This window comes from Tolypothrix bouteillei VB521301 (assembly GCF_000760695.4).
Lineage (GTDB): Bacteria > Cyanobacteriota > Cyanobacteriia > Cyanobacteriales > Nostocaceae > Scytonema > Scytonema bouteillei_A.
Window position 1 is genome coordinate 7,420,756 of the sequence record NZ_JHEG04000001.1, and the last position, 20,744, is coordinate 7,441,499.

Consider the following 20,744-nt stretch of genomic DNA (forward strand, 5'->3'; position numbering starts at 1 on the left):
CCTAAGGAACTAGCTCCCCAAAAGAGAGGCTCTCCTTAACAAGGAGAGTTTTAAAAGTACCTTATCCCTCTTTAAGGGGAAGTGAAAAAGTGCCTTACCCTCCATTTTTTAGGGAGTTGGGAGGAGCTAAAGCATTATAAGGCTAAACAAATTTAAAATATTACGCAGGCTAAACATTACAGACCTCATATACTTTTTGGTGAAAAATGCCTAACCTATAAGAGTGGAAATTTTTTAGGAAGAATTTACTAGGATTCTTATAGTAAAATAAACTCGAAAGTATATTTTATCTCCAACTATCAAATAGAAGCAGCAAGCGTTTGATGGCGAAACCAATCGTTCTAACAAAACGGCTCGGCAGACAGATCGTTCACTGGCTGCTCCAAGAAGACCGAAAAGACAAAGACGGTCCTTATCGTAAGGAAGAAGCACACCGCAGCCATCCTTGGTGGCAAGTCATGTGTCTGACTGGGGTAGATTATTTCTCGACACTTGGCTATCAACCGGGTATTGCAGCATTGGCAGCGGGTGCGCTCTCTCCCCTTGCCACCCTCATTCTAGTTCTGCTAACACTCTTTGGCGCGTTGCCGATCTACCGACGCGTTGCTGCTCAAAGCCCCAATGGTGAAGGGTCGATCGCAATGCTCGCCCACTTCCTTCCCTGGTGGCAAGGTAAATTCCTCGTGCTGTGTCTGCTTGGCTTTGTGGCAACAGACTTCATCATCACCATTACTCTCTCTGCAGCTGATGCTACAGCTCATATCATTGAAAACCCCCTCGTACCAAGTTGGTTTCACAATCAAGCGCTCGCTATTACTTTATTACTTGTGGCAATGCTGGGCGCAGTGTTTCTGAGAGGTTTCCGAGAAGCGATCGGTATTGCAGTCTTTCTAGTTATCGTTTATCTATCATTAAACTTAGTTGTCATTGGCGTCGGTGTATATCAAATCTTAAATCGCCCATCGGTTATTACAGACTGGCAAACTACACTTTTTGCAACCCATCACAACCCCATACTCATGCTTGGGGTAGCCATTTTGCTATTTCCAGAATTAGCATTGGGATTATCCGGATTTGAGACTGGGGTTGCCGTGATGCCCCTGGTGCAAGGCAGTAGCAAAGATGCTCCAGAACAGCCCAAAGGTCGCATTCGCAATACCTATAAGTTGCTCACATCTGCTGCATTAATCATGAGCTTCTTTTTACTTGCTAGCAGCTTGATAACCACTTTACTGATTCAACCAGAAGAATTTAAAGCTGGAGGCAAAGCAAGCGGGCGTGCTCTTGCCTATTTAGCACATACATACCTGGGCAATGGCTTTGGCACACTTTACGATATCAGTACCATCACGATTCTATGGTTTGCAGGTGCATCTGCTATGGCGGGTCTGCTCAATATCGTACCCCGCTATCTACCGAGATACGGTATGGCACCAAGTTGGGCATTAGCATCCAGACCATTGGTATTAGTTTATATGCTAATTGCCTTTGCCGTCACAATTATCTTTAAAGCGAATGTAGAAGCTCAAAGCGGAGCTTATGCTACAGGCGTGCTTGTTTTGATCAGCACAGCAGCATTTGCAGTCACTTTATCAGCCCACCACCGCAGAGCAAAGGGAAAAGTATTTGCTTTTGCAACTATCACACTGGTATTTATATATACGACTGTTGTAAATATTATTGAAAGACCCGAGGGGATTAGAATAGCAACGTTCTTTATCCTTACTATCATCTGCACCTCCTTGATATCACGCGTGTGGCGTTCAACTGAGTTACGCGTGGAGCGCGTTGAACTAGACGAAACCGCTGCTCGCTTTATCACAGAAGAGAGCCGGGGGACGATACGAATTATTGCAAACCGCTTGAATGCTGGCGATGTGCAAGAGTATCTTTTAAAAGAAAAAGAGGTGCGCGAAGACAACCACATTCCACTAACCGATCCCATTCTCTTTTTAGAGGTGTCAGTATCTGATGCTTCAGAGTTTGCAAATATCATCAGAGTCAAAGGAGTGGAAGTTGGTGGCTACCGGATTCTGCGTGCAGACAGTGCTGCTGTACCTAATGCTATTGCTGCTATACTTCTTTATCTTCGCGATCGCACGGGTACGATCCCCCATGCTTATTTTGGTTGGGCAGAGGGTAACCCAATCAAGTACCTACTGCGCTTTATTTTGTTTGGTGAAGGCGATATTCCTGTTGTCACCCGTGAAGTGCTTCGCAAAGCCGAGAAAAACAGCGAGATGCGTCCTGCGATTCATGTTGGAGGGTAGGGTTAATTGCTAAAGGCTAATGGCTAAAGGCTAATAGCTAATGGCTAATGGCTAATGGCTAATGGCTAATGGCTAATGGCTAATGGCTAATACTGAGTCCAGAGAAAGCAGGCGGGTTTCCCGCGCCCTGAGGACTGGCGAACCTGAAGGGCGTATAGCCCTGCGGGCATAGCTTCGCAACGCGTAGCGTCTCCGTAAGGAGATAGGGCTAATGATTAATGGTTAATAAAAACCTGGCAATTAACTATTAGCAATTAGCAATTAGCTATTAGCTATTAGCCTTCGTATAAAGTTGCGCTATCATCTCAGCACGTGATGAGACTGCAAGTTTGCGAAACATCCGCTTGAGAGCCTGCTTTACAGAGTTTTCTGTAATCCATAAAGATGCACCAATCTCCGCGCTGGTCAGTCCCTTTGCAACTAGTTCGGCAATTTGAGCTTCTCTCGGAGTCAGGCGATCGTAATTTAATTCAAAGACAACTGGTTTTGAACGCAACACTGCCAGCCGTGTAGAAAGATGTATACATAAAGCACTTAAATCTGCTAAATCATCTGCATTGAAAGCTGGATCGCTGCGGTGGCGTGTAAAGGCAATTCCCCCTACAAGTTGACCGTTGCTTACAACCGGACCCACCATTACATGCCCGTGATCTGCACGAGGACAAATTTTTTGCCAAACCCCAGGAGGCAAAATCACTTCATCATGCACGGCAGCATGGCGCTTAACCAAATAGCGCAGAACAGGATTATAATCTAACGATAACGCCAGTTTGATGGGGGCTGGAGTGTTGGCATCTACAGCAGGAAACTCATCTAAAAAAGTCAACCCCGAGCGTGTAGCAGCGAAATATTGTCCTACTTTTGCCATGATGGATTGTCGAAGTTCTTGCTCGTTCTGAGCCTGAGCGATCGCATGAAATAATGACTGTAAAGAAGTTACCATAATTCTTACCGAAAATATGGGTCTAAAGCCCCGTGCTTCTAGCACGGCTTTTTCTTTGTCTTTAAACTTCTAATAAGTTCTCTAAGTACATCTGATTTTGTTCTCCCCACAGAATTGCAATACTCTTCGAGTATGAGGAGTTCGTATTCTTCTAACCTGAAATCCAAACGTTTTTTCATAATACTGTACAGACTATTGGTGTACAATATTAGCATGAAAACACTGAAGTTCAAGCTGTACGAACACAAGCGGAATAGATACCTCAAGCGAACGATCAACGCTTCTGGGGCAGTCTATAACCATTGCATTGCTTTGCATCGTCGGTACTACCGAATGTGGGGCAAGCACTTGAGTTGTGCGAAACTTCAATCTCATGTTGCCAAATTGCGGTTCCGCAATCCATTTTGGCAATCGGTAGGCTCTCAGGCAGTACAGGATATCTGTCAGCGCATTGAAAAAGCATACCAATTGTTTTTTAAACATAATCAGAAGGGGGTTCGTCCACCAGGGTTCAAGAAAGTCAAGAAGTACAAATCGTTCACCCTCAAGCAAGCAGGGTATAAGTTTTTAAGTGGCAATAGGGTCAAGATTGGAAAACGAGTTTATCAATTTTGGAAATCCAGAGAGATTGAGGGAACGGTCAAAACACTAACCATTAAACGGACGTCATTGGGTGAATTGTTTATAGTCGTCGTGGTTGACTTCCCAGTTGAACCACAAATCAAATTCACGACTGGTAAGATAGCGGGATTTGATTTTGGTTTAAAAACATTCCTCAGTTGCTCTGATGGCTCTAGCATTGAATCACCACAATTTCTGAAACGGTCTCTCAACGTTATCAAAAAAGCGAGTAAACGACATTCTAAAAAGCTGAAAGGTTCATCCAATCGAGAGCGTGCTAGAAAGAATTTAGTACGCAAGTACGAAGATATAACCAACTCCAGACGCGATTGGTTTTGGAAGTTAGCCCACGACCTAACTAGTAGGTTCGATGTGCTGTGCTTTGAAACGCTCAACCTCAAAGGAATGCAACGCCTTTGGGGACGCAAAATATCGGACTTAGCTTTTGGAGAATTTCTGCAAATCTTGGAATGGGTTGCCAAAAACAAAGGCAAGCAAGTCGTATTTATAGATCGCTGGTATCCCAGCAGCAAAACTTGTTCTCATTGCGGGCATATCCTGGAAAACTTGGATTTATCTATTAGAGAATGGCGTTGCCCGTCCTGTCAGTCTGTGAATGGGCGAGACAAGAACGCCGCCAGGAATATTTGTACAGTTGGGGCATCAACTGTTGGGTTAGACGATGTAAGACGGGCAATGCCTGCAATTGTTGTTTGAGCCTAGAATCCTCACGCCTTTAGGCTGAGGAGTATGTCAATGCTCGTTCTGGCTGTTGCTACTGCGGCAAAGTGTACTCGTTCGAGGTCTATTTATCACTTAGCATAATGTACTATCTTAGCTTTGTGAAAACACAAAAGTGACTTCACAACTCATATCATGTTCGAGTAAATATTGATACTAGGTTTGTAGTTGCGCGTTAGCGCATATGTCGCAACTACGAACCACTTAATTTAAGTCATGAGCCGAACATGGTATTACAGAAGTTTTCAACTCAATGAACCATACTATGCTCTTGTGGGATGGGCGTCCTCAACCGTACTACTTTGTATGGTCTATTAATTTGAAAATTGTTGTAATTGAAACTTTACTTGAGTTTGCTTCAAATGAATACTCAAAATTCAAACAAACTACAAATTGGTATCTTTATCAGCCCCAACTGCTATATTCCAGACATCATTGGAGTCTATACCGTATTTAGCGTTGTTCCGGATTGTGATATCCACTTTATTTGGGAAAATACAGATCTCATTGTCGGGTATCCAAATTTTCCGATGCACGCTACAACAACCTTTGCGGAATGCCCGTCAGATCTTGATGTCCTCTGTATTGGAGCTTCTACAGGCATATTGTCAGATGAGGCTTTAGAATTCCTAGTAGACCGAGGCAATAAAGCGAAGTACTTAATTGGAATCTGCGGTGGTAGCCTCATGTTGGCTGCTGTAGGTTTGCTAAAAGGGTATCGCGCTACAGCAACTTTCTCACTCGTTGAAGAACTCCGTCATTTTGGGGCGATTCCAGTGACGGGGGGTGAAGTTGTCGCAGACAGAAATCGAATCACAGCAAGCCCAGTTTCTGGTTCATTTGATGCTGCGTTAATTGTTTTAGGAAAGCTACGCGGTGAGGATGCTGGCAAAGAAGTGGAATTGACGATTGAGTATGCACCTCACCCACCCTACGGTACGGGTAGTCCAGAATTGGCAGGGCATGAACTCACTCAAAAGGTGCTTCAAAAGTACGCAGTAGCTTTTGATGAATTCCGCAAAGTCGCACGACAGGTATCAGAACGTTTAGCAGGTGTGGAAGTTTGAGTTCATGTGCGGGCAAGGACGCCCGCACCACAGTCAACTCGAAGTCTGCCTTCCTTAACGATCGTGAGCCACCTAATGGAAGAGGTTGTGTCCATAACCTTGTATTCACTTCAGTTTCACCAATCATGGTCGCAGAACTCAACTACAGTTCCATCTTCCATAACAAGGTTATGGACGATAGTACCTTCAAAGTTAACAGTACTAATATTCTTGCCACCACTGAGATTCGCGTTACTCAAACTGGTGTTGATGATCTGAGCACGAAACAAATTGGCATCTCTGAGATCGGCATCTCTCAGGTTGACAGCAGTCATTTCAGCATTAGTCAAGTTAGCACCACTGAAATTAGTACTCCTCAAATTGCAGTTGGTCAATTGGGCACGAGTCAAGTTGGCACTGCTGAGATTAGCATGACTCAGATTGGCACCAGCCAAGTTGGCTTCATACAGGTTGGCACCACTGAGATTAATCCCACTCAAGTCAGCACCGACATAATTGTCATTCCAGGGATCGGAGCCGCTAATATTGACACCTCTAAGATTGAGACCGCTAAAATCTCTCTCCCCAGTAGCATATCTTCTTCTCAATTCTTCTCCATCCATAATTTAACTTCCACATTAATCAACACCTTTAAAGATAACTCACTAAACCTCTGGTCTACCTTATCAAACAAGCTCTAAGAGTGGGTATAAAATTAGAAATAGTTGTTTTTTTGAGCGTTCGAGCTAACTCATTGACTTTTTGACTTTGGATGCAGGAATGACGTGATGACTAAGCTTACTCAATTGATAAAGGCTATCAATGCTAATGACATAGCAACTGTTAAAACTTTAATTAATGAGGGAGTGGAGCTTAACTCTATTTACGATCTACCTCCTTTAGCACGAGCAGCAAGTGTAGGTAATGTAGAAATGGTTAAGTTACTAATCGAAGGTGGTGCCGACGTTAACCTCCAAATGGAAGAAGAAGCAGATACTGCTTTGACGATAGCAGCTCTATACGGTCAAATAGAAGTTGTCAAAATACTTGTTGAAGCAGGTGCAGACGTAAATATAGGAGATTGCTATGGAACCAAAGCTGTTGCTATGGCTGCCAGTAATGGTCATGAAGATGTTTATAATTTCCTGGCTCCATTAACTGTCCCAAAATTTGAACCAGGAGCAACAATCTTAGCAGAAGCAAAGCGTCAAAAACAAAGACGAAACGAAAAAGGAATATGGGTTTATAAAACGGAAGAAAATTCAAGTTGAAATTTAGGCTATCAAAATGAGAGTCCATCCGTAGTAGGTAGAAAATTTGCAAAGCGACTAAATTGGGATTTGAGCTTTCAGAATAGACCATCATTGGAAAATCAGGCTTGGTATAGCCCTATTCAAGACTCAAAAATACCCAAGGGTTTTACCTAAATAGAAGTATGCAATGGCTCAGAAATCTCATCGTAAATTGCAAATGAATAACCAAAAGCAGCAGCCCAGCACTGGTTTCCAAAATCGAAGTGCCACCATTCAAACTCATCAAACCGGAAACCTTCGGCAGACATGGCAGACCTAAGCAATCGGCGATTTGAGCAAATCTCAGCAGATCTTTCCTGCTGCTGTGACTCAAAGTAAAGTGAAGCAGCCTCCGGACCGAAATGGTCAAAATCGGTTCCCATATCAAGTTCTTTACCGTTTTGGTCAACCAGAGTTATATCTACTGCGCCCCCCGTAGAGTGTGGAGGAATCAAATTGATATCTGGGCGAGCAACAAAAATAGTCATCTCCTCATCTAGACGAAGCTTATCCCAATCGGGATGTTCGAACGCAAGCTTGCTCCGGTAATAATCGTAAAGTTTAGCCTGTAATGAGCGCGGTCTCCAAGTATCCCAAATTTTTAACCGATACCTACCAAGATTATCTTGAACGCGCTGAAGTTTATGGGCTACTTGCTCCCGAACAAAGCATACAGGTGAATTGCTTATTCCTTGCTTAAAGTATACTGGATCGAGCACAAAGTTAAACTTTGATAGGTCAATCATAGGCTCGCCGCACTCTTGGATTGGTGTCTGCTGCCAAACGATACGGAATATTGGGTTTTCCCGTATGGTTGCCATATAACTACTTGTTCGGATAGAAGAATTTAAGCGATGGGAAGATGAAGGAAAAATCAATTTATATTACTTAAATCTGGCTAATTCAAGTGTTTTTTTCTCACTTGTAAGAAATCCGGGATAAATACTATTTGGATGGACAGAGGATACCGAGGAGAAGAATTTATGCCTTGGGTGATGGATATGTTTCGCTGGATTGTGGAAATTGTTCTTAGACCGGCTGCCGATCCATTCTACTAAAATTTAAAAACAGGCAAGTAGATAATAATCATCATCCCAATTAAGTGAATTAAATTTTTGCAGCAGAGTATTATCTTGAGCAACAAATATTGAATGTCCGTAATCTACTCTATCTCGATCCAAGCCATAAAACCATTGAGTAGTTAAAAGAATATCATGAAGATATATTAAGTCAGAATAGCTATTACATCCTTCAGTTTTTACAAGCAAACTTTGCAATTTTTCTAAATCTGTGCCTTGAGGTACAAAAACTAACGTATCTGGTTCTCTAAAAGATAGCAGACACATTGATTCAAAAGAATATTGATTAAGTGGCTGATAAACACCTAATGGTCGATCGTTACCAGGAGGAATAGCTAGTTGCTGAATAAATTTATATTCCACTGATTCTCGCCCTATCGTTAAGAATGTATCATCATACAATAAGTCAGTAATTAGCCAAGGTGGAGTGATGTTGCACTCGCATACGTTCCACAGACGTTCGGCAGGTTCATAGTAACCACCAAATAGTATAGCTTTTGCTGATAAACTAAATTTACTATCTACCTCATAACTGGCAATTAATAAATGACTGGATAAGAGAGTTCCAAATTTACTTTCTACATCCCATACATTAGGTGTTAAATTCAGAAAATAGTCACGAAGAGTTTGTTCTCGCGATATAAAGCCAAAAGATAAAAATCTTCTTGGTCCAGCAAAAGGGAAAATAGACCAGGAATAATTAGTTGAGAGAAAATCTAGGAATTCATCAATTTCGTTAAAAGATATTTTATACTTCGGACTACCGCACCTTAAAATAGGTAAATTAAAGGATGAATGTGAATTTTGCTGAACTAAGCGATCGCCATGAATATACCAAGGGTGAGAGTAAGATTGACCTTGATGAGATGGTATATAGTCTACTGAGTTTAAGTGACTTTCTCCTTGCTCATTGCAGATAAAAACATCAGAAGATATTGTATTGATAAATTTATTTATTTTCTCAACAAGAAAAGGACGATAATCAATAAATAACACTAAGTAATACATAAGTGCCAGTAACAAATTAAAATGAATTTATTTTTATCAATAAATAATTTTACTCAAATCTCTCGCTGAGTGACCCAAAATAATGAACTTTTTTATTTATGTGCATTGTTCCCTATAACCGGAAAAATTGGGAAACCAGTTCATTTTTACTCTTTGTTTCCCCTATCAACTCTGGTTGACAAATAGGTTTTTACCTTAATTTAACACTAATGGCGGACGAGGACGCCCGCACTACAATCACAAGATAATTTATTTCTTGAAAATCGTTTATTTTGAAACGCAAAATCTGCTAAACACCAACCTTGCTGTTGTTGCTAGCAACTACAGATTCTCTCAATTGTTGACCCGAACTTGGGGATGATGGTTTGCGCCCTGAGAGATCGCGCAACAATCCCATAAGGGCGGGAACTACTGTTGGTGTGAGAATAGTGGAGAACGCCAAACCACCTGTGAGAACAACGCCCAACCCTTGATACAGTTCTGCACCTTGACCTGGTACGACTGCTAGGGGTAACATACCTAGCACGCTGGTTCCTGCTGACATGAAGATAGCTCGCAGGCGATCGCGTGTCGCATTGTACAAAGAAGCATCGTAATCTTGCCCCTCGTCTTGCTGCAACTGCAATGCCCTGTCTACCAGCAAAATCGCGTTGTTCACGACGACACCCGTAAGAATAATAAAGCCCAGTGCTGTAATCATATCCAGAGGTACAATCAAACCGGGAATGCGATTGGCAACGACCAAACTCAACAATGCACCGCTCATCCCCATGGGTATGGTTGCCATAATGACAACTGGGTAAAGGAAAGAGCGATACAGTGCTACCAACAACAGGTACGTAATCAATAACGAAAGTACAAAAGCAGCTGCTAACTGAGAAACTGTTTCTGCCAATCTATCAGCAGAACCAGCAAGTTCTATACGATACCCACCAGGTAAACTAGCTCGTATGGGTTCTAATATTTCATTATTGGTTCTCTCTACTAAAGCGCCAAGAGGTGCATCTGGTGCAAGGGATACCGTTAGGGTAATGGAACGCTCTAAGTCCACATGGTTAATCACGTCAAACCCTGTTGTCTCATTCACTTGTGCAACATCACTCAGCTGTACTTGTTGACCGCGAGTTGTATAAATGGGGAGTTGGCGCAGTTGTTCTGGTGTCTGCACAAAAGTATTCTTTAACTCTACCGATACATCTAGCTCTTCTTTACCATCAATAAAATCTGAAGCAATACGACCGCCCAATGCAGCTTCTACCATTGTTCCAACTTCAGCTTCAGATAAACCTACCTCAGATAATCTTTCTCGATTGGGAACAACTTGAAGCTCCGCAGATCCAGCAACAAAGTTGGTACGGACATTACGAACCCCTGTATAATCTCGCAATTTTGTTGTAACTTGTTTTTCCAACTCGCTCAATTGTTCGAGATCGGAACCAACAATTTGGATTTCAAACTCCTTTCCCGGATCTTGAAAGATGGAGAACCGAGTTGGAATCAAGAAGCGATAGCCTACAAAGCTATTACTTTGAGACCTCATGCGCTCTACCATTTCAGCCAATCCACTGCTTGTGGCAAATTCTGGTTTTAAAGTTGCAGCAATTCCTCGTCTTCCGGGACGCTCAATAAATAAGACGTTCTGAACTTCTGGTTGTGCTCTGAGAAAATTTCTTGCTGGTTCTGAGATGCGAATGGCTTCTTCAACACTTGTACCGGGGAGCGGTTCTGCTATCCAAAACACTAAGTTGCGGTTTCCTTCAGGCAAATAGTCAGCAGGTGGTAGTAGGAAAATACTTGTTACCAATAGAGCAATTGGAATCGATAAAACAAACAGCCTTCTTCCCAATCTTCTCCGCCCTAATGACCAACTTACAGTAGATGTTAAGAAAGATTCTAATTTGCCTTGTAGGAGGCGAAAGATAGCTGATGTGTAAAATACAGCATATTCAATTTTGGCAAAAAAGTTGCGGTTTGACCGTTGATTGTTGAGCGTTGACTGCGATCGCCGATCGGTTAAGAGCGAACTGTCATCCTGTAGCATTTGCATGGCTTCTGACTGTTTGAGGAACAATCCAGAGAGCATGGGTACAAGAGTTAGGGCTGCAAAAAGGGAGAACAAAGAAGAACAGGAAAGAGCGATCGCCATGTCAGCAAACAATTGTCCGGCTTCGCCTTGAACTAACACTAGGGGAAAGAACACCACCACGTTTGTGAGAGTAGAACCCAGCATTGCACCCCAAACTTCCTGCGTTCCTTCAATAGCAGCTTTCATGGGGGTTTTGCCCCGTTGCATGTGAGTGAAGACGTTCTCAATGACAACAATGGCATTATCTACCACCATCCCCACAGCAAACGCTAACCCAGCTAAACTAATAATGTTGAGCGATCGCCCCAACATTGCCATCACAATAAATACTGTCACCAGTGTGGTAGGAATGGTCAGCGCAATCACTGCAACTGTTCGCATGGAACCGAGAAACAGAACGAGAACTATTGTTGCTAGCAATGCACCGCTCACCAAGTTACCCTGTACTAGAGCAACCGATTGATTGATATATTCGTTCTCATCGTAGTTGTAGACAAAACGAATCCCTTCACCAGCACGGTCAAATTGCTGTTCCAATTCTGCTAGTGTTGCTCGAATTCCCTTAGAAACTTCCGGCACGTTTGCTCCTACTCGCCGGATAATGCCCATGGCAACTGTAGAATTGTTGTTAAATATCAGGGCGCTCTCTAGGGGCTTGCGACCCATCTGTACTTGTGCGACATCTCGCAAGTAGATCGTACCTGAATTGTCTCTTCGCAGGATAAATCCCTCGATTTGCTCGAGTCGCTGGGAACGGCTCACGGTACGAACTCGATATTCTCGCCTACCGAGAACTAAGGGACCGCCTCGGATATCTCTGTTGTTCTCTCGCAAAACTCGAACAACATCACCAATAGTGAGATTGCGATCGGCAAGGGCTTTAGGATCAACTCTGACCTCAACTTCCCGCTCTCTTCCTCCGGGAATATTAAACTGTCCTACCCCTTCAACTCGCCGCAGTCGAGGTACTATAGTCTCTTCTACAAGGTCGCGATAACGATCGGGGTCGCTTCTGAAACCGGGTTTGGGAGTCAGAGCAACCCACATCATTGGTGAATTGTTACCCCCTACGAGCTCCACATCTGATTCATTGGCTTCTTCTGGAAGGTCTTGTACTTGCTGCAATTTGTTGATAACATCCACAAGGCGCTCGTTAACATCACTGTTCCATGTGAACTCTAAAGTGATGCTGCTAGTTCCCGCACGAGAACTACTTGTAATTTCCTGTACCCCCAAAACTTCCTCCATCCGTTCCTCAATAGGTCGGGTAATGAGGTCTTCTACTTCTGAGGGGGCTGCACCGGGGTATGAGGTAGTGATGGTAATTTCCGGGCGATCGCCTCCCGGTTGTAATTCTAAAGGTAAATTTAACAGCGAAAGCACGCCAAAAAGCGCCAGCAGACAAAAGAGTACAAAAGTACCGTGACGCCACCGAACAGCAGTTTCTATGAAGTTCATCTTTTATCGCTCCATAACCTTTACAGCTGCACCATCACTCAGACCATCCCCACCTTTTAACACAATGGGTTGTCCGGCTCTCAGTTGTGGATGAGAAATCGCAACTTTTTCTCCCATGTCAGTCACCAGTTCCACCCCATACTGCTTGGCTTTACCATTAGCAACTGTAAAAACAAGCCACTGGTTTTGTCGCCGTGTTATGGCATCGCGAGAGACAACAAAGCTCGGTGTATTTGCTGGTAATTCTAAATTTCCTGTCACTGCCATTCCCGGTAACAAGCCAGAAGGCGGATTGTTCAACCGTACTCTCACCCGCTGGCGTCTTGATGCTGTATCGGCTGCGGGAACGACTCCTGTTATCCGAGCGCGACCCCGCCATTGAGGTAAAGCCCGAGTTGATAGTTCTACCGTATTTCCTGGCGTCACTCTACCACTAAGTTCTTCTGGCAATTCTAAGAAGATATCAAGTCTATCTCCTGCTACCAAGCTGACAATTTGACCGCCACTCTGTACTAAATCGCCAGAACTCACCAATCTTTGTTGTACGACGCCTCCTGAGAGTGCTTGAATACGGGTTCTTTGCAAGGCAAGTCGAGCCTGATTGACAGCTGCAGTGGCGGCGGCTACGTTAGCGCGTTGCGCGTCAATTTCTTCACGGGTGGGACCTGCTTTTGCTTCTGCTAAAGTTGCTTCTGCGGCTAGCCGTTCGCCCTTTGCATTATCCAATGCGGCTTGAGCTTCTACTAACAATCTTTTAGCAAGAGCTCCTTGTTGCACGAGGTCGGTGGAACGTTGTAAGTTATCTTGTGCTTCTTTTTCCCGTGCTACAGCAGAACTTAAGGCTGCTTGACGCTGAGCAACAATCTCAGGACGAGTCCCTACTTCCAGTCTTGCTAGATTGCTGCGCTGTTGTGCTAGCTGTGCTTGTGCTTGTGAAATTGCCAAGCGCTGGTCGGTATCATCTAATATAGCCACAGTCATTCCGGGAGTGACGCGATCGCCAGGTTGCACCAAAACTTGTCGAATCACACCGCTTGTCTGTGCTCTAATAGTTGCTTGTTGGGTAGATTCTACTTGACCTAAAAGCTGAATGCGTCTTGTTCCAGTCCCTGGAGAGAGTTGTACAACCTCTACGGGACGGGGCGGTGGTGTTTTAGCTGTTGGTTTGGGTGCAACAGTTGGCGGAGAGAACACTCGCCAAAGCGCAATACCAGATGTTGTGAATGAAAGTACTAGCACTATCCAAAGCCAGTTTTTTTTAGGACGAGCAGACTTTGGGTCTGGTTGTCCGGGAGTGTCTGGTTTATTATCTGTAGTAGTAACTTCAGGTTCAAAAGTTTTCATAATTTGTGAGTAGTTAGTGGTTGGTGGTTAGTTGTTAGTGGTTAGTAGAGCAACTAACCACTAACAACTAACCGCTAACTGCTAGGATTTTCTTGGGGGTTAGTTGTGCTTTTAGCTGGAATTGTCCAGAAGTAAACGGTTCTACCGTCTACTTGCAATGTCTTCTCTGGTTTCCAGTCACCCATATCGAAGGCATGAGATACAATTCGCGTACCGGGTTTGAGTTGCTTAAACAACTGAGGTCTTAACTTAACATTCAGTTCGGGTAACAAGTAAAGAGTTACCACTGTTGCTTCACTAAAGTCAGTGGTAAAAAGGTCTTGTTGGCGGAACGTTACTTTGTCGGTGACTCCTGCCTTTTTCGCGTTCTCGTTAGCCTCTTTGATCCGTTCTGGGTCAATATCTATACCAATGCCTCTGGTGCCAAATTTTTTGGCGGCGGTAATGGGAATTCGTCCATCACCACTGCCAAGGTCATACAGAACGTCATTTTTAGTTACCTTGGCGACTTCCAGCATTTTATCTACGACTTCTGGTGGTGTCGGTACATAGACCACATCAGGTTGCTTTTGTGCTGTTTCAGTTGTGGGAGAGGACTGCTGAACTTCAATAGCAGAAGAAGAGGTTTCGCTTTTTTCTTGAGAACTAACGGATTGCGGGCTACAACTAGCTAGTAACAGGCTGCTGACACTAACGGTTGTTAAGAAGACTTTGAAGAACGATCGCGATTGTCCAAAAGACAGCAGCAAAGCTGAGCGCATAATACTTTCTCCATTCACTTACAAGTTTGTGGAAGTAGAACGTTTGCGGTTAAAAAACAGCAAAGGAATACCCGTTAATAGGACTACGACTCCAATGCTGCCTCCAATACCTGCGTAAGTTACGCTTGAGTAAAGTAGATAACCACAAATGATGCAAAATAGCAACGGTATTAAGGGATAAGCTGGTACGCGAAACGGACGGGGTACATTTGGTTCTCGAGAACGCAGGACAAGCAGTGCAATTCCAGACAGCAGAAAAAAGAACCAAAACACTGGAGCTGTATAGTCTACCATTGTTGCAAATCCTTTGCGCGTTACAGCACCAAGTATGACTAGCCCTACAGAAATTGCCCCTTGAACTAATAAAGCATTAATTGGGGTACTTCCGCGCTCCTGCCACCTTCCCATAAAGCCAAATATGGAAAAGTCCTGTCCTAAGGCATAGTTAGTCCGTGCCCCAGTAAAAATAGTTGCATTGGCAGCACCTAAAGCTGAGACAGCAACGATAACACTCACAAACCTTGCGCCATTTTCTCCTACAGCGCGACGCATCAAATCAGCTGCAGGTGCTTCCGATCCTGCCAAGCCTGTCAATCCCAAACCATGTAGATATGCGAAATTAATCAATACGTAGATCGCTGTGATGAGAGCAATACTGCCCAGTAGCACCCGTACCATGTTGCGTTTGCCTTGGCGTACTTCTGCTGAAATGTAGGCTGCTTCATTCCACCCACCATAGGTCAGGAGTACAAAGACCATTGCCAACCCTAATTGCGTTTGGGGAGGTGCAGCTGTTGGATTACTCACTTCTACAGGCTGAGCGAAAGCAGTACCAAAAATGACAACAAGTAGCAAGCCCAAAACTTTTGCTATTGTGAGCCAGTTTTGCGCCCGCTTGCCTTGCTGCACCCCAAGAACGTTTAAACCTGTAAGACAAAGGACTACCCCGGCGGCGTAAATTGCTGAAGAGTATTCTCCCAAACGGAGCAATTGTGAAGCATAATCTCCAAATACAAACGCCATGAGAACAATGGAACCTGTTTGGATAACAGTCATTCTTGCCCAAGCAAAAAGAAACGCGGGAATTTTACCAAAAGCACGCAACAAGTAATGATATGTTCCACCAACATGGGGATAGGCTGTTGTCAATTCCGCGTAGCAAAGCGCACCTATGAAGGACATCGCCCCACCAAGTAACCACACGAACAGTGCAACTCCTGTATTTGCTGTATTTCCCGCCACTAAGGCTGGGGTTTGAAAGATGCCTGCACCTACAACCATACCTACAATCAAGGCGATCGCATCAATGGTTGAGAGTGTAGGTTTTGGCGCTGATACTTTTGTTACCATAAAATCCATAACCTGGATATTTCCCGTCGTTAGCCAGGAAAAAACATCTTTAAAGCTTAGGTTGCAATGGGACTCGTTTGCAATCTATCTGGATAGAGGTTAGGGGTTAGAGTTTAGCGTAAGAACAACCAATATTCATTTTTCTTTACCTTGGTGTATAAAGGTCGCTCGTAATTGCTTAAGTATGGTTAAGCTATATGAATTTGTAGTGAAAGTTTTGTGAAAAAAAATTTATATTTAAATTATACTTCGGTTGGGTAATAGGACCGGAGACAAAAGGTACTACTACCCCTTCTCCCCCAGTCCCCAATCCTCAATCCCCAATCGCTTGTTGATTTTTCAAAAAGTTCAAAAACCTGCGACAGTTCGCTCTCACAACTTTCCACTGGCTCGCAGTATGTAAAAGGATAAATGCTAAAAATGTGTAAGCAACCCAAAAATGCGAACTTCTTCCTAAACTGACAAGTTCGGAATTTTGTGGGAACAAGTCTGGTAACACGAAACCAAAAAATTTGACATTATTATTTTTGTATGAGTTAGAAAGAAAAAAACCAGTTACGGGAACCGCCCACATAAAAATATAAAGGCTGGTGTGGAGGGAGACTGTTTTCAACCATTGTTTGCTGAACTTTGGGGGGCGCTTTGTGTACTTGTTCCACCAAACCCGCAGCAGAATAAATATTCGTAAAGTCAACAATGCCATCGTTAGAACTGCAATAGATTTATGAAAATCGTAGAGAGAATTTCGGAACAACAGTTCTCTCGGTAATCTTGCCATAAACGAACCAGTGACAAATAGCACTAAATAGCTACTTGCCATGACCCAATGCAAAGACATCAGTTGTTTAAACGCAGAGTTGACTCTAGATGGAGCTATATTTTTTTTGGCTGGCTGTAGCGTGCTCATAAATTCGGAGATTATTGCTTGTATGCAGTTGTGCGTTACATTTCTTAGTATGTTCGCGCTGCATGAACGAGCTATGAAACTTTTATGAACACTTTTTTAGAATTCCTTTACAAATTATTGGTTGATTGTTCGATCTTCTCCATCGACTGGGTTTTCTTCAGGTGCTTCCTCTTCTGGCTTCCCAGAAACCATAACAAATTCAGTTTCTCTAATGGAATCTTTGCCCCATCGATCCAAAACGTCTTTAATCAGGACTTCTTGCACCCATATTTTAGCAACAACAGTTAGGGGGAGTGCCAAAAACAAGCCCAGAAAGCCAAAAAATGTGACGAAAAACAACTGGGATATTAAAGTGATCGCTGGTAGTAGCGACACTTGATGCGCCATGACAACAGGCGTGATAAAGTTACTTTCTACTTGCTGAATGATAAAATAAAGGATGAAAACGGCAAGGACTTTCCACGGAGCATCTAGCAGAGCGATCGCCATTGCTGGCACAACACTTAGAGTTGGACCGAGATTGGGGATTAAATTTAAAAATCCTGCTAAAATACCCAACGCAAGAGCCGATCGCACGCGAAATATTGATAAGCCAATCACACTCATCAGCCCTACGACACTCATGGCAATGAAAGCACCCGTAACCCATCCCTCTAGAGAGACTTCACATTGATCTAAAATTCCATCAACGCGCCGTCGATAAAAAGAAGGAAACACCCTGACAAAAACTTTGCGGTAAGCCAAAGGATCGGATAAAAACATCCCTGTTAAAACTAAAACCAGCAAAATCTTCAGTACAACTTCCAAAGAACCTGAGACAAAAGCGAAGGAACTTCCTACCACACGGTTAATTATGGGCTGTGCTTCTTTAATTAAGGTATTAATGTCAGGTATATACTGAGTCAGTTGTTGGGGAAGGCGATCTCTCAATTGATCCAACCAGGTATTAAAAAGCTCCAATCCTCTGGGAACTTGTTTTGTCAGTTCTTGAAATTGGTCGGCAAATGGTGGCACAATCAGCCAGAAAAAGCTGATGACTAGAGCGATAAAGACACCAACAGAAAGCAGTACAGAGATTCCGCGTTTGAGCCCTAACTGTTGGAATCGTCGAGCCAAACGATTTAAGGTAGTTGCCAATACAACTGCAGCAAATATCAGTAACAGAGCTTCCCGAATTTGCCATAAAATATACAAAGCAAGAACGATGGCAAGTAAGCCAATCCACTGACCTAAATTCACGCCTGACTCCTGGCTCCTCACGAGCTGCGGTACCTTGAAGCAGTTAGTTTTCCAATTATCAGCTTTTTGCTGACAGCTTGCAAACAAGCTAGCTGATTCTAGCAAGTTCTGTGCTTTCAGGTTGATAAGCTAATTTTGTTTTTGCTTCCAGAGTAAAAGACCCGCCATGATGACCGATGGCAAGAAAACGATAATCAAAGCATTGGTCACTGTTGCTGGAATGAGCGGACTTCCAGGAGCGTACTTAATCAAAACAGAGAGCAAGGCAGAGAAGAAGAATACCTTAAACACAAATCCAAGCTGATTTTGCATAATCATGGCACAAGTACGGCAATTTGTATTGATTTTGTCGTGAAGATACTAAATAGGAGCCGAGCACCCTGTCTTTACAATAATGGTTAATGGTTAGTAGGAACAATATAAGAATGCCAGTAGAAACTAATAAAAAACGTCAAATCAAACCACCAAGGATACGTCAATTTGGTGGTAGCTTGTTGATTCTTTTGACTCTTCTTTTATTACTTAACTTTATTGTTCCCAACTTTTTTGGTCCTAGGTTACCACAGGTACCCTACAGCGACTTTATCACCCAGGTACAAGCAGGTAAGGTCGATCGCGCAATTGTGGGTAATGAGAGCATTGAGTATGTACTTAAAACTCAAGACTCGGATGGGAAACCAGTTCAACAGGTACTTGGTACAACACCAATTGCGATCGACTTGGACTTACCAAAAATTCTTCGTGACAATCATGTAGAGTTTGCTGCACCACCACCCAACCAAAATGGTTGGATTGGAACTCTCCTCAGTTGGGTTGCGCCACCGTTAATTTTCTTTGGGATTTGGGGCTTTCTACTCAATCGTCAGGGAGGTGGTCCCGCAGCGCTTACAGTAGGTAAAAGCAAAGCTCGGATTTATTCGGAAGGCAGCACTGGTGTAAAATTTATTGATGTTGCTGGTGTTGATGAAGCTAAAGCTGAATTAGAAGAAATTGTTGATTTTCTCAAAAATGCCGATAAATACACTCGATTGGGAGCCAAAATTCCCAAAGGTGTTTTGCTTGTAGGACCTCCAGGAACGGGTAAAACACTCCTAGCAAAAGCCATTGCTGGTGAAGCTGCTGTACCTTTCTTTAGCATTTCTGGCTCTGAGTTTATCGAACTCTTTGTTGGTGTGGGTGCTGCACGAGTGCGCGATCTCTTTGAGCAAGCCAAGCAACAAGCTCCGTGTATTGTCTTTATTGATGAATTAGATGCACTGGGTAAGTCTCGCGGCGGTGCTAGTCCTTTCAGTGGTGGTAACGATGAGCGGGAACAAACCCTCAACCAGCTACTTACTGAAATGGATGGTTTTGATGCCAACACGGGTGTTATTATCATTGCTGCCACCAACCGTCCTGAAGTTCTCGATGCAGCATTGCGCCGTCCGGGTCGTTTTGACCGTCAGGTTGTTGTCGATCGCCCTGACAAAATTGGTCGAGAAGCGATTCTTAAAGTTCATGCCAGAAATGTCAAGTTGTCTGAAGATGTGGATTTGGGGAACATCGCTATTAAAACACCAGGATTTGCTGGTGCAGATTTAGCGAATCTTGTCAATGAGGCTGCGCTCCTGGCTGCACGCCAAAATCGACAGGCGGTGATAATGGCTGACTTTAATGAAGCGATTGAGCGTGTTGTCGCTGGTTTGGAAAAACGCTCTCGCGTGTTGAATGAAACAGAGAAGAAAACAGTTGCGTATCATGAAGTGGGTCATGCCATTATCGGTGCTTTAATGCCCGGTTCTGGTAAAGTTGAGAAAATCTCTGTTGTGCCTCGCGGTGTAGGAGCGTTGGGTTATACAATCCAGATGCCGGAAGAAGATCGCTTCTTGATGATAGAAGATGAAATTCGAGGTCGCATTGCAACCCTGTTGGGTGGACGCTCTGCTGAAGAAACTGTTTTTGGTAAGGTGTCAACTGGTGCAAGTGATGACATTCAAAAGGCGACTGACTTGGCTGAACGTTATGTCACTTTGTATGGGATGAGCGATCGTTTGGGTCCTGTGGCGTTTGAGAAGATTCAACAACAGTTTCTGGAAGGTTACGGTAACCCGCGTCGTTCCATTAGCCCAAAAGTCGCGGAAGAAATTGACCGTGAGGTGAAGCAAATTGTGGATAATGCCCACCATATTGCTTTGACTATTCTGCATGAAAATCGGGAGCTATTGGAGCAAACAGCACAGGAATTATTGCAAAAAGAAATTCTCGAAGGTAGCACATTGCGGGAACGTCTTGCTCTGGCAAAAGTACCTGCTGAGTTAGGTGAATGGTTGCGGAGTGGGAAAATATCTGAGGATAAGCCTTTGATGCAAACGCTGTTGGTTTAGGTTTTTTAAGCGCACCCCCGACGCAGACGGACGCAGATAGTTTTCTGTTTCATCTGCGTTTTTTGAAGTTTGTAATTTTGTATTTGAAAGCGATTGCCAAGTCGGATTGCGATCGCTTTTTATTTTATATGCGGTATTAATCAACGAGGTCTAAGAGCTATGAAGCTTATTTTATCTGCATCTTAGCCCTTTTATCGCCCCTTCAGAATTTTTTCTCCTTTCTCTTCAATTAGTGG

Annotated in this window: 15 protein-coding genes and 1 pseudogene; 5 read left to right on the plus strand and 11 right to left on the minus strand. The window is 43.5% G+C overall.

The features are described 5' to 3' along the window. Positions 1-323: 323 nt before the first annotated feature. Complete coding sequence (locus tag HC643_RS30340) at positions 324-2,270, plus strand: APC family permease (protein WP_038109267.1); 1,947 nt, start codon at positions 324-326, stop codon at positions 2,268-2,270. Positions 2,271-2,538: 268 nt separating this feature from the next. On the opposite strand, the gene HC643_RS30345 is transcribed toward HC643_RS30340, so the two are convergent. Continuing rightward, the gene (locus HC643_RS30345) at positions 2,539-3,213 is read right to left on the minus strand and encodes a LuxR C-terminal-related transcriptional regulator (protein ID WP_038087526.1); all 675 of its coding nucleotides are present in this window, start codon (positions 3,211-3,213) and stop codon (positions 2,539-2,541) included. A 213-nt stretch (positions 3,214-3,426) separates the two neighbouring features. Between HC643_RS30345 and HC643_RS30350 the strand changes: the two genes are divergently transcribed. After that, positions 3,427-4,551: an RNA-guided endonuclease InsQ/TnpB family protein gene (locus HC643_RS30350; RefSeq protein WP_038087593.1), complete on the plus strand. Its 1,125-nt coding sequence runs from the start codon at positions 3,427-3,429 to the stop codon at positions 4,549-4,551. A 386-nt stretch (positions 4,552-4,937) separates the two neighbouring features. Further along, positions 4,938-5,642, plus strand: a complete 705-nt coding sequence (locus tag HC643_RS30355; RefSeq protein WP_050046692.1) for a DJ-1/PfpI family protein — start codon at positions 4,938-4,940, stop codon at positions 5,640-5,642. A gap of 116 nt (positions 5,643-5,758) precedes the next feature. On the opposite strand, the gene HC643_RS30360 is transcribed toward HC643_RS30355, so the two are convergent. After that, positions 5,759-6,244 (minus strand): pentapeptide repeat-containing protein, encoded by a 486-nt coding sequence (locus tag HC643_RS30360; RefSeq protein WP_050046691.1) that lies wholly within the window; start codon positions 6,242-6,244, stop codon positions 5,759-5,761. 156 nt (positions 6,245-6,400) lie between these two features. Here HC643_RS30360 and HC643_RS30365 point away from each other — a divergent pair. After that, positions 6,401-6,892, plus strand: a pseudogene (locus HC643_RS30365) (ankyrin repeat domain-containing protein); the annotation flags it as partial. A 152-nt stretch (positions 6,893-7,044) separates the two neighbouring features. Here HC643_RS30365 and HC643_RS30370 read toward each other — a convergent pair. The 9 genes from HC643_RS30370 to HC643_RS30415 all read right to left on the minus strand — a co-directional run bounded on the left by HC643_RS30370 (position 7,045) and on the right by HC643_RS30415 (position 18,457). Beyond that, entirely contained in the window at positions 7,045-7,734 is a 690-nt protein-coding gene (locus HC643_RS30370; protein ID WP_050046689.1) for a M15 family metallopeptidase, read from the minus strand. A gap of 240 nt (positions 7,735-7,974) precedes the next feature. After that, positions 7,975-9,000 carry a hypothetical protein gene (locus tag HC643_RS30380; protein ID WP_038081703.1) on the minus strand — a complete coding sequence of 342 codons (1,026 nt, stop codon included), beginning with the start codon at positions 8,998-9,000 and terminating at the stop codon, positions 7,975-7,977. A gap of 289 nt (positions 9,001-9,289) precedes the next feature. Beyond that, on the minus strand, positions 9,290-12,544 hold the full coding sequence (locus HC643_RS30385; protein WP_038081705.1) for an efflux RND transporter permease subunit: 3,255 nt from the start codon (positions 12,542-12,544) through the stop codon (positions 9,290-9,292). Between the two features lie 3 nt (positions 12,545-12,547). Further along, a complete protein-coding gene (locus HC643_RS30390; RefSeq protein ID WP_038081706.1) occupies positions 12,548-13,888 on the minus strand; it encodes an efflux RND transporter periplasmic adaptor subunit in 1,341 nt (446 codons plus the stop codon). A gap of 74 nt (positions 13,889-13,962) precedes the next feature. Then, positions 13,963-14,649, minus strand: a complete 687-nt coding sequence (locus HC643_RS30395) for an SAM-dependent methyltransferase (RefSeq protein ID WP_050046688.1) — start codon at positions 14,647-14,649, stop codon at positions 13,963-13,965. 18 nt (positions 14,650-14,667) lie between these two features. Then, positions 14,668-15,999, minus strand: coding sequence for an APC family permease (locus HC643_RS30400; protein WP_082051932.1), 1,332 nt, complete (start codon positions 15,997-15,999; stop codon positions 14,668-14,670). A gap of 313 nt (positions 16,000-16,312) precedes the next feature. Beyond that, a complete protein-coding gene (locus tag HC643_RS30405) occupies positions 16,313-16,837 on the minus strand; it encodes a cytochrome b (RefSeq protein ID WP_237265966.1) in 525 nt (174 codons plus the stop codon). A 183-nt stretch (positions 16,838-17,020) separates the two neighbouring features. Beyond that, complete coding sequence (locus HC643_RS30410) at positions 17,021-18,145, minus strand: AI-2E family transporter (protein WP_038081734.1); 1,125 nt, start codon at positions 18,143-18,145, stop codon at positions 17,021-17,023. Between the two features lie 129 nt (positions 18,146-18,274). Next, positions 18,275-18,457 (minus strand): hypothetical protein, encoded by a 183-nt coding sequence (locus HC643_RS30415; RefSeq protein ID WP_038081735.1) that lies wholly within the window; start codon positions 18,455-18,457, stop codon positions 18,275-18,277. A 113-nt stretch (positions 18,458-18,570) separates the two neighbouring features. On the opposite strand from HC643_RS30415, the gene ftsH reads away from it, so the two are divergent. Next, on the plus strand, positions 18,571-20,508 hold the full coding sequence (gene ftsH, locus HC643_RS30420) for an ATP-dependent zinc metalloprotease FtsH (protein WP_038081711.1): 1,938 nt from the start codon (positions 18,571-18,573) through the stop codon (positions 20,506-20,508). The last annotated feature ends 236 nt before the right edge of the window (positions 20,509-20,744 follow it).

Bases quoted from the DNA above. Each gene is read 5' to 3' on its own strand.
- HC643_RS30340 (WP_038109267.1), top strand. From the start codon at position 324: ATGGCGAAACCAATCGTTCTAACAAAACGGCTCGGCAGACAGATCGTT.
- HC643_RS30345 (WP_038087526.1), bottom strand. From the start codon at position 3,213: ATGGTAACTTCTTTACAGTCATTATTTCATGCGATCGCTCAGGCTCAG.
- HC643_RS30350 (WP_038087593.1), top strand. From the start codon at position 3,427: ATGAAAACACTGAAGTTCAAGCTGTACGAACACAAGCGGAATAGATAC.
- HC643_RS30355 (WP_050046692.1), top strand. From the start codon at position 4,938: ATGAATACTCAAAATTCAAACAAACTACAAATTGGTATCTTTATCAGC.
- HC643_RS30360 (WP_050046691.1), bottom strand. From the start codon at position 6,244: ATGGATGGAGAAGAATTGAGAAGAAGATATGCTACTGGGGAGAGAGAT.
- HC643_RS30370 (WP_050046689.1), bottom strand. From the start codon at position 7,734: ATGGCAACCATACGGGAAAACCCAATATTCCGTATCGTTTGGCAGCAG.
- HC643_RS30380 (WP_038081703.1), bottom strand. From the start codon at position 9,000: ATGTATTACTTAGTGTTATTTATTGATTATCGTCCTTTTCTTGTTGAG.
- HC643_RS30385 (WP_038081705.1), bottom strand. From the start codon at position 12,544: ATGAACTTCATAGAAACTGCTGTTCGGTGGCGTCACGGTACTTTTGTA.
- HC643_RS30390 (WP_038081706.1), bottom strand. From the start codon at position 13,888: ATGAAAACTTTTGAACCTGAAGTTACTACTACAGATAATAAACCAGAC.
- HC643_RS30395 (WP_050046688.1), bottom strand. From the start codon at position 14,649: ATGCGCTCAGCTTTGCTGCTGTCTTTTGGACAATCGCGATCGTTCTTC.
- HC643_RS30400 (WP_082051932.1), bottom strand. From the start codon at position 15,999: ATGGTAACAAAAGTATCAGCGCCAAAACCTACACTCTCAACCATTGAT.
- HC643_RS30405 (WP_237265966.1), bottom strand. From the start codon at position 16,837: ATGTCTTTGCATTGGGTCATGGCAAGTAGCTATTTAGTGCTATTTGTC.
- HC643_RS30415 (WP_038081735.1), bottom strand. From the start codon at position 18,457: ATGCAAAATCAGCTTGGATTTGTGTTTAAGGTATTCTTCTTCTCTGCC.
- ftsH (WP_038081711.1), top strand. From the start codon at position 18,571: ATGCCAGTAGAAACTAATAAAAAACGTCAAATCAAACCACCAAGGATA.